The sequence below is a fragment of the Planctomycetaceae bacterium genome, assembly GCA_041398785.1.
GTDB lineage: Bacteria > Planctomycetota > Planctomycetia > Planctomycetales > Planctomycetaceae > JAWKUA01.
On record JAWKUA010000053.1, the window covers coordinates 1 to 8,785 of the forward strand.

Below are 8,785 nucleotides of genomic sequence, written 5' to 3' on the forward strand. Positions count from 1 at the left end.
CGCTGCTGGTGAATCATGTTGCTGTTGACGAAGACAGTGAAATGGGGAGAGCCTGCGGACAGATGCCGGTCAGCGAGCTCTTCGACACGGGATCAATTCAGGCGGGCCAACAGTTTATGCGCGGTACTCAACAAACAGGATCGTTCTTTGCGACGACCGACGAAGGTGACACGGTCGAGATTCTCGTCCACCAGAATCTTGTTGAACCTGCTTCCAGCGACAGCTCCAGTTTGCGGTTTGAGACGCTCGAATTCTGGACGATCGATGGCGAACCGGTGAACAAGGTCGCAGACGGCCTGTATCAGATCGTCTGCGTCAAGCGAACCGATCGCGATTTTATCGAAGCGACCACCGACGATCCGAATGCTCCGTAACACGGGAGCGTGCTCCGATGGTACCGCACGCTTTATGTGTTGCCCGCAAGTGGCCGATCAAAAGCGCATTGGCGGTTTGGCCTCCTGCCACTGCGGAACAGGGCGTTGCCCGAAGATGGACAGTGCAGTTTCCTGAGATCCGCGCAACGTAAACATCTCCCCCATTTTCCGTCGCGTGCTTCAGCCTCGGGGGCCGTGACGGAGAATTTTTTCCGAAGTTTTTTTGCGTCGCGGGTGCGTCGTGAGTCCGTCGCGGGGGCGTCCGGGATGCGTCGGTGCGTCGGGGGTGCGTCGGCGGTGTGTTTCGACGTAAACAGCACTCATAAAAGGGGTTGCAGTTTCTCTCGGTGGGGCGTTTGATACCGTGGCCGGGTCGGGAACGGCTCGACTTTGGCCCGTGCAGCGGTTCGTCGCCGCCGTATCTTTCAGGGAGAACTGGCATGTCGAAACAATGTGGGACGCCGAACTGGAATGGGGATTCTGGAGGATCAGGGAAGCCTTCGGTCGGAGTCGGGAATGGCAACGGCCGTGGACAGGATCGGCTGTGCGGCGGCGGATTCGACGGCGAGGTGCCCCGAACGATGGCCGACGCCGGTATTGTGTTCCGCCCGCAGCCGGGTGACGAGGGGGCCGTCCGGATGCTGCTCGTCGGTCGGCTGGCCGGACGGGCGACGGTGCAGTTGCGGCTGCTGGGGCGGGATCGGATGGAACTGACCCATGCCTGCGGGGAACCGCTGTGCCGGTTCACGCGGACGGTGGACCTGCAGCCAACGTGGCACCGGTTTCACTGCCGGCGGCTGCAGCGAGTGGCTGACGGACTGGGAGGTGCGAACCTCTGTGGCGGATTCTGTGATATCGCGATTCCGCGTGACCTGCTGAAACGCACGGCATATCTGGGACTGTGTATCGGCCTCCTCAGTCCGCTGCCGGACGGCGGAGCTCGCAGCGTGTGTCTGTGGATGGAACGGCCGAAGCGGGACATGGGATTTGGCCGGCACCCGGACGCTCATTACGGCTTTCTGCTCACGTCGGAACAGGTGCATCGGCGGGTCGGGGAACTCGACGCGATGTACGGCCTGAGCCGCCGCTGGTCCGAAGCCGGTCAGGTGGCGCTGCGAAACCTGATGTGGCGGATCTACGGCGGCTATGACCTGCCGCTGATCGACGAATCGCTGGAGGACGGACAATGAACGACCTCAGCGGAATCGTATTCGGAGCGGTGAAGCACGCCCGCCGTCAGGAAGATCGGCAGCGACGGACTCACGGCGGACTGAGCCGGCACGACCGTCCGGTACTGAACGAGCTGCCGCCGAACCTTGAGTGCCATCGTTCCCCGTCGCCGGACAACGATGAACAAGAGCTGCAGCAGTATCGGCGGTTCATTCTGGAATCGCACATGCGTGAGTTCACACCCGACGATCGCTGGATCGATCTGCTCCGGCGCCGGCTGATGAACGACGAATCGATTCGTGAGATCGCGGACGACCTGGCACTGAACTATTCCTCCGCGCGGCGGAAGGTGTGTGAAGCACGACGGTATCTCGGTCTGGACTGACGGATCGATGCCTGTCGCCGGAACGTGACGTCGCTCGCGGCGCAGAAGTGCCGTTCAGCACCGTGACGCTGAAACAGCCCGCTGCAAGTCAGCGGGCTGTCTTCATATCGGCAGCAACAGTTTCCGACGGAACCCCGACGAAATCGCAGTCACCGCGCGACAGACCGGGGCGGTTCCCGGCGTGATGTCCCGAAGAGTGATCGATGTCGGTCACTCGCCTGTTTTCAGGAATGCCAACAGGAGGCTTGTGATGAAGAAGTTTGCGTTGAAGACGATGGTGTTGAACTCGCTGATGTGGGCGGCGGCCGGGATGACCGTTGCGGGGCCGGCGGGGCGAATGGCTCGGGCCGATGAGGAAAAGGCAGCGAAAACGGCTAGCTCTCAGTGCGTCGCAGCCGACGGGTACAACCGTCACGATGGCCGAAGTGCAGCAGGCGAATCAGGAGGCCGCTCGCCGACTGCAGACCGCCGAGAACCACTGGAAGGCGAAGCTTGCCACGCTGGGATCGAAGGAACGGCTGAAGAAGTTCGCGAAGGAGATTGGGTCGCTGGAGGATAAGTTCCAGCGGAGTGAGCGGGCTTGTCGGTTCACCGGGAACTCCAGACCGACCATCTGCGGACGCCTTTCGAAAACACGTGGTCAACGATCGAACTGGCCGACGCGATGTCGGCCGCGTTTCATGAACTGCAGCAACAACTGCAGCAGGGGTCCATCGCGTTGTACATGAAGGCGGGACTCGACCGTGATGCGGCATTCAAGGCCGTCAGGCTTTACCGGTGGAGACTGCGCCCTGGGTCAGGGCCTTGATCCGCTGCTGACGAAAGCCCGGACGATGTCTCAGGAAGACTGGTGGCGTTCCGGCTAAAGGCGGCCGGCTCGATTCTGGCGGCGGATACCGTCACCGACGCCGGACGTCAGGCCGGTGTGCTCAGGACCGAGGAAGGGGCCTCTTCGACCTGATCTCCACGGTCGTTGTGGGACCTGTTCGTGGATGCGGTCATCGACACGGTCACCGACCCGACGGACGACCTTCGCCAGGAAACTGGACGCGTATTTCGCAGCGCTGCCGAGCACGAGCCGCTGGATGGAGGCGGGCTGATTCCGGCGATGAGGTTCGTCACCGAGCAGCATCAGCAGGCTCGCAGCCGGCACTTCGGCCTGTCGGCGGAAGCGAGGTCGGTAGCATCATGAAAACATGCTCATGGTCTTCCTGTCGTCATGCTGGTGGCCGCGGTGCCGCGGCCGAGTGAAGCGGGAGTCGGCAAGCTGCTGACCGGTGCCGGTCACCTGATTCGACAGGGCGTCACGAAACTGACGTCGAAGGGCGCCGGAAAAGCGGCGGCGAAGATCGCTCCCAAAGCCGGCCGGGTGGTCGTGACGAAAGCCGCTGCGAAGTCGGCCACGAGTGCCGCGACCAAAGCGACCGGCGCGATGGTGCTGCTGACCGGCAGTCAGGCCGTGACGAAGGCCGCCACGACGGCGTCCGGACAGGTGCTCGACAATCTGGGCGTGGCCGGGGCGAAGGTGCTGCCGAAGCTGTCGGCTTCCGGAGCGTCGAAGCTGGCTGACCTGTCGGCGGATCTGGCCCGCAGTCCGCATCGCGGGCGGTGGCTGGAGCTGCTCGGGAAGTTTGGTGATACCGCCGCGGATTTCCTGTGGAAGAACAAGGGGTCCGTGTTCGTGGGAGCCACCGCGACGGCTGTGGTTCTGCAGCCGGACGACTTTCTGAAGGCGACCGGTCGGCTGGTGGAAACGGCGGTCACCACGGCCGGATCACAGATCGGCAAACCGCTGCTGACCGGCACACTGCAGCACGTGGCCGGACCGGTGGTGAACCACGCGGCAGCCGCGTTTCCGTGGAAGACCACGTTCTTCGCTCTGCTGACGATCGTGAGCGGCATGGGAGCGTGGTACTGGAAGCAGTGGCGAATGCCTCTCTGACGCCGCTTCACGCCGGCAGACGTTTCGCCGGAACGTTTCGCTTCGAAGCAGACCCCGTTCGGCCGTGCCGGGCGGGGTCTGTCTGCTTGTCGCTTTGACCATTCCGGAACAGCGGTCCGGAACAGCGGTACCGCGCCAATGTGGCGCGATGACGACCACCGCGCCGCTCTGGCGCGATGACGACCACCGCGCCGCTGAGGCGCAACGACAAACGCCGCGCCGCTGACTTGTTCATTTCCTTCATGTCCAACTTCAGGAGCTGTGATCATGATCTCCCGACTCAGGAACTTCAGTGCGCACACGGCCGCAGTCATGGCCCGTCTGTCGGCCGTTAGTCAGATCGCGATGGTTGTCATTCTGATCGTGCTGGCGGCGTTTGTGTCGCCGGTGCTGGGCATCCTTCTCACCGCGGTGACGCTGTGGCGACTGAACGTGACCCCGAAGCAGGGCGGCACGTCTCACGGCAGTGCCCGCTGGGCGTCGGCCGAAGATCTGCTGAACGCCGGCTGTCTGTTCGGCAGCGGAGTTCCCATCGGACGAACTCTGATGCTGCGTCCCGTTCTCCGGCTGACGGCGACGAAGGCCCTGCTGCTGTTGCCGCTGAATCGTTCGAGGGAAGCCATGGCTCTGGCCGATGCCGGTGCGTCGCGGCCGAAAAGGCTGCCGCTGTGTATTCCATCCGGCAGATACCCGCACACGGTGGTCTTTGGAGCGTCCGGCAGCGGCAAGTCGTCGTGTTATTCGGTGCCGCTGCTGCTGGACTGCGGAGACAGCATGGTGGTGCTCGATCCCAAGGGAGAACTCGCCCGCATGACGGCCCGGCATCGCGCGCAGCACTTCGGCCACGACATCCGCATCATCGATCCTTTCGGCACGACGGAAGGCTGCGGCTTCCCGCAGGACCGGCTGAATCCGCTGGCCCTGTTCCGTGACGACAGCAGCCGGATCGTCGATGAAGCCCGGAGGATGGCGTCGGCACTCATCGAGTCCACGGGCAACGAAACCGACAAGTTCTGGCCGAAGTCCAGCGCCGCACTCGTCACCGGAGTGCTGGCGTTTCTGATCGCCGAAGCGCGTTCCGAAGAAGCGAACCTCAACACGCTGCGCGACATTCTCACCAATCCGTCGCTGATGGAAGATGTTCTGAAACACATGCAGCACAGCGACGCGTGCAGCGGACTGCTGCGGCGGCTGAGCGGTCAGCTGGGTCAGTTGCAGGGACAGACGCGGGCCAGCGTGTATTCGGTGGCCAACAGTCACATCGACTTTCTGGACAGTCTGCCGATCGCCGAAGCGCTGGCCGATTCGACGTTCGACGCTCGGCAACTGATCCACGGTCGGCAGACAATTTATCTGTGTCTGCCGGTGGACCGCCTGGCGGAACTCGCGGGACTGCAGCGAGTCCTGCTGTCCACGCTCATCAACCTGGTGTTCGCCGCCGGAGAAGACCGCTGCCGCCGCGTGCGTTTCCTGCTGGACGAAGCGGCCACGCTCGGTGCGATGGATTCGCTGTACGCGGCAGTTCAGTTCGGCCGCTCGTTCGGGCTGAACCTGACATTCCTGTTTCAGAGCACGTCGCAGGTGGAACGCTGCTTCCCGGCGTCGCAGAAGGACAGTTTCCACGCCACCGTGGCCAGCGTGTTCTGCGGCATCAACGATCTGCAGACGGCAAAGGAAGTATCCGACTGGATCGGGCAGACGACCGTCGAAGGCCGCACGACGCAGGTCGGCTGGAATCAGGGCGTGTCGGCGTCGAACGACTTCAGCGGCCAGCCGAAGTCCACAAATCGCGGCAGCAGTGATTCGAGATCCTACGCCGAAACCGCCCGCCTGCTGCTGCGTCCGGAAGAAGTCCTGCAGCTTCCGAGTCACGCGGCCGTCGCGCTGATTCCCGGCGTGCGACCGATTCTCGCGGAAAAAGTGCCATGGTTCGCGCGACGTCGCTCGGGCGTCTTCGCTTCCGCGCTGTCAGCGGTCCGGTCACTCGTCGCCACGGCCTGCGGCGTTGCGATCATCGGCGGAGCCGCGTGGCTGATGACATCCGGTCAGTCGCACCCGCAGGTGATCGCCCTGCAGGAACAGTTCCGCCGGGAGTTCCAGCCGACAGCATCCTCGCAGATCCAGCAGCCGGGAAGTTCGGGGCGGCCCGGCGAACCGCGGGTGCGGATGTCCCGATCGGAACAGGCGCGGCAGGCACGTGAACTTCGCAATGCCGCGCGGCGACGACGGTAGCCGTCAACCACCGTGACCGACGGCAGCTTCTTTCGAACAACCGCCGAAACCGTGTCCGCCGCTGCCACACCGGGACACTGCGGCGCGTGACCAGATGAACGGACCCTCGTACCTCATTCCGCGATCCTGAATTCTCATTCGCTTGCTTCCAGGAGACCAACATGAAACCAGATATTCTTCGCTGCGACGACATCGATCCTGATCCGGATCAGCCGCGCCGCGGCATGGACGCCGAAGAACTGAAGTCGCTGGCTCTCAGCGTCCGCGAGCACGGACTGCTGCAGTGGGTCATCGTGTGGAAGAACGGTGATCGCTTCATGCTGGTCGACGGTCACCGCCGCTTCGCCGCCGTGAAGGCCATCGGCCGCGACACGATCGAAGCCCTGGTGCTGGACGAACGGCCGGAAGAACAACGGCTGAGCCTGGTGCAGCTGGCCGCCAACTGCCACCGGCAGGATCTGAAGCCAATGGACAAGGCCCGCGCGTTCCGGCAACTGCAGCAGTCGCAGGGCTGGTCGCAGGCGGAACTCGCCAGAGCCATGCACGTCAGTAAAGCTACGGTGACGCAGGTGCTGTCCTATCTGAACCTGCCGCCGGAACTGCAGCAGCAGCTCGATTCCGGCAGCCTCGCCGGCAGCACGGCCTACGCCATCGCGCGAGCTCCCGACGACACCACGAAAATGCAGCTCGCGTCGCAGGCACTCAGCGGTTCACTGCACCGCGACGAAGCCACTCAGCGCGTCAGCCGTCGCACGGCATCCGTCCCGCGTGTACGAGTCACGATTCGAATGCCGGACGGAGACATCACGATCGCCGCCGCCAATAAACCGGGCATCGCCGCGTCGTGTCTCTGCTCCGGCACCTGTCGCGCCAATGCCGCAGCGGCTGAACGACAGGGCCTCGACGTCACCACGTTCGAACGCATCCTCACCGACCGGCACCGCGCCCGGCGACTGATCCACCGTCCCGCACACCGTGAGCCGGCATCCGGACAATCACTTCCGGTTCCTCACCACGAGACTCAGAAAGGATCGTCACCATGAAACAGCAACCGCAGCGGGTCAACAGGCTCCAAAGATCGGCCAGGGCCACGCGTCCGCTATGTTCCGCGGCGGACTGAAGGAACTCTCGGCGATCCTGCCCGCATTCCCCGACAGCGTCAAACCGGTGGAGGAAATGGGCCTCGCCGGCAACACGCTGCCGCAGGAAGTTTACAACGACCGGCACCCAAAAATCAACAGCAGCAGCCCGGCCACGATCAGCCGACGCATCAACCGTCGATGAATCACCAGGCTGCGGATCACCAGCCCGAACAGCACAGCCCGACAATCGACGACACGTTCGATCTGAGCATGTAAACCCGTCGATTCAGTAACCCCTTCGCGGCCGGCGGACCCTCGAAATTCCGTCGGCCGTTTTTGCGCTCCCGGCAGCATTGCACCGCCTGCTGCAACACCCGCCTTCCGCCGCGCGTGAAACCATGGAAGCCGCGCCCGCCACTCCGTGAGACGGGCGCACCCGCTTCGTTCCACGGATAATCCCAGCGGACAACTCAGCCATGACCATCCCCACCACTCAGCCACCGCCTTCAAATGCTCACCATCCGCGACGCCGCGGAAGAACTGAGCCTGCCGCCATCGCACATCATGCGGCTGATCGCCAGCAATCTCCTCCCTCACCACCGCCTCGGCCCCAACCAATCCCACATCCGCATCCTCAGAATCGACCTCGCACCGTTTCAACGGCAGGAGGGGATTCACGAATCGCTGCTTAAAGGGCGGAACCATGAATCGTGACCTCTCCATCAGCCAGGTCGCCCGCCAGCTGCAGATCCGCCGCGAGTCAGTCCGCCAACTGATCGAACACGGCTGGCTCGAAGCCTACGACGCCGCCCCGCCCGACGCCCGCCGCCGAGCCTACCGGATCTCCGAACAGGCGCTGCACGCCTACAAGGAATCCCGCAAAGTACGCAAGCAACTCCTCACTCGACGCCGATCACAAAAGCAGCCTGTCACCGAGTACTTTTGAGGTCCGCTACAAGGTGCAAGCGTGCATTCGGAACGGTAGGCTCGCACGAAAGGCAACATCGAAGACGATGGGGGACACCTGCACAATCAGCTCCGGTCAATTGATTGACGTGACCACGGCCAAATCCGCCACGGAGAAGCCGGCGAAGACCCGTAAGGTGAAGACCGACGACAAACTCAGCCAACTCGATGCAGCGGTCAAGGTGCTCACCGAATCGGGCGAGCCGATGACGACCAAGGCGATGATCGACGCGATGGCCTCTCACGGGTACTGGACCAGCCCCGGCGGAGCGACCCCTTGGGCCACTCTCTACTCCGTGCTCATCCGCGAGATCGCCAACAAGGGGGACGAATCCCGGTTCACCAAGGTCGACCGGGGCCAGTTCGCCTTGAGCGCCGCGACCACACCAACTCCAAAGACCAAGGGTAAGAAGTCGGCCAAGAAGTCCAAGCCCGCCGACGGGACGCCTGCCCGAAGGCGGTTTCTGATCTCGTCGAGATTTGAGGTGTCACCATGACGAATCCAGAACTGAAGATTGCCGATGCCATCCGCGAGGTGACCGTCGCGATGCAGAAGGCCATTGCCGATGGCTACCGCTCGCGGATGATCGATGCCGACGACCTGGTCGAGGTGCTGTTGGCAATCGCCGACCAC

The 8,785-nt window shown here is 63.4% G+C and carries 11 protein-coding genes; 10 read left to right on the top strand and 1 reads right to left on the bottom strand.

The features are described 5' to 3' along the window. The 8 genes from R3C19_27080 to R3C19_27115 form a co-directional block, all read left to right on the top strand. Positions 1 to 374, top strand: a 374-nt coding sequence (locus tag R3C19_27080) for a hypothetical protein (protein ID MEZ6064026.1), incomplete at its 5' end; no start/stop codon positions are given. A gap of 581 nt (positions 375 to 955) precedes the next feature. Next, positions 956 to 1,564 (top strand): hypothetical protein, encoded by a 609-nt coding sequence (locus tag R3C19_27085; protein ID MEZ6064027.1) that lies wholly within the window; start codon positions 956 to 958, stop codon positions 1,562 to 1,564. Beyond that, a complete protein-coding gene (locus tag R3C19_27090; protein MEZ6064028.1) occupies positions 1,561 to 1,929 on the top strand; it encodes a hypothetical protein in 369 nt (122 codons plus the stop codon). The genes R3C19_27085 and R3C19_27090 overlap by 4 nt, the downstream gene beginning before the upstream one ends. A 580-nt stretch (positions 1,930 to 2,509) precedes the next feature. After that, positions 2,510 to 2,737, top strand: a complete 228-nt coding sequence (locus R3C19_27095) for a hypothetical protein (protein ID MEZ6064029.1) — start codon at positions 2,510 to 2,512, stop codon at positions 2,735 to 2,737. A gap of 165 nt (positions 2,738 to 2,902) precedes the next feature. Next, positions 2,903 to 3,121, top strand: coding sequence for a hypothetical protein (locus tag R3C19_27100; GenBank protein ID MEZ6064030.1), 219 nt, complete (start codon positions 2,903 to 2,905; stop codon positions 3,119 to 3,121). Between the two features lie 27 nt (positions 3,122 to 3,148). Next, positions 3,149 to 3,871: a hypothetical protein gene (locus tag R3C19_27105; GenBank protein MEZ6064031.1), complete on the top strand. Its 723-nt coding sequence runs from the start codon at positions 3,149 to 3,151 to the stop codon at positions 3,869 to 3,871. Between the two features lie 312 nt (positions 3,872 to 4,183). Then, positions 4,184 to 6,103, top strand: coding sequence for a type IV secretory system conjugative DNA transfer family protein (locus R3C19_27110; GenBank protein MEZ6064032.1), 1,920 nt, complete (start codon positions 4,184 to 4,186; stop codon positions 6,101 to 6,103). A gap of 161 nt (positions 6,104 to 6,264) precedes the next feature. After that, positions 6,265 to 7,146: a ParB/RepB/Spo0J family partition protein gene (locus tag R3C19_27115; GenBank protein ID MEZ6064033.1), complete on the top strand. Its 882-nt coding sequence runs from the start codon at positions 6,265 to 6,267 to the stop codon at positions 7,144 to 7,146. A gap of 168 nt (positions 7,147 to 7,314) precedes the next feature. Here the strand turns inward: R3C19_27115 and R3C19_27120 are convergent, their stop codons facing one another. After that, a complete protein-coding gene (locus R3C19_27120; protein ID MEZ6064034.1) occupies positions 7,315 to 7,863 on the bottom strand; it encodes a hypothetical protein in 549 nt (182 codons plus the stop codon). A 25-nt stretch (positions 7,864 to 7,888) separates the two neighbouring features. Here R3C19_27120 and R3C19_27125 point away from each other — a divergent pair, with 25 nt between their 5' ends. Together R3C19_27125 and R3C19_27130 are read left to right on the top strand one after the other, a co-directional pair. Further along, the gene (locus R3C19_27125; GenBank protein MEZ6064035.1) at positions 7,889 to 8,131 is read left to right on the top strand and encodes an excisionase family DNA-binding protein; all 243 of its coding nucleotides are present in this window, start codon (positions 7,889 to 7,891) and stop codon (positions 8,129 to 8,131) included. Between the two features lie 67 nt (positions 8,132 to 8,198). Further along, positions 8,199 to 8,648, top strand: coding sequence for a winged helix-turn-helix domain-containing protein (locus R3C19_27130; GenBank protein ID MEZ6064036.1), 450 nt, complete (start codon positions 8,199 to 8,201; stop codon positions 8,646 to 8,648). Positions 8,649 to 8,785 lie beyond the last annotated feature (137 nt).

What these genes read in the sequence shown, in the direction of transcription:
- R3C19_27085 (MEZ6064027.1), top strand. Translation starts at nt 956, where the DNA reads ATGGCCGACGCCGGTATTGTGTTCCGCCCGCAGCCGGGTGACGAGGGG.
- R3C19_27090 (MEZ6064028.1), top strand. Translation starts at nt 1,561, where the DNA reads ATGAACGACCTCAGCGGAATCGTATTCGGAGCGGTGAAGCACGCCCGC.
- R3C19_27105 (MEZ6064031.1), top strand. Translation starts at nt 3,149, where the DNA reads ATGCTGGTGGCCGCGGTGCCGCGGCCGAGTGAAGCGGGAGTCGGCAAG.
- R3C19_27110 (MEZ6064032.1), top strand. Translation starts at nt 4,184, where the DNA reads ATGGCCCGTCTGTCGGCCGTTAGTCAGATCGCGATGGTTGTCATTCTG.
- R3C19_27115 (MEZ6064033.1), top strand. Translation starts at nt 6,265, where the DNA reads ATGAAACCAGATATTCTTCGCTGCGACGACATCGATCCTGATCCGGAT.
- R3C19_27125 (MEZ6064035.1), top strand. Translation starts at nt 7,889, where the DNA reads ATGAATCGTGACCTCTCCATCAGCCAGGTCGCCCGCCAGCTGCAGATC.
- R3C19_27130 (MEZ6064036.1), top strand. Translation starts at nt 8,199, where the DNA reads ATGGGGGACACCTGCACAATCAGCTCCGGTCAATTGATTGACGTGACC.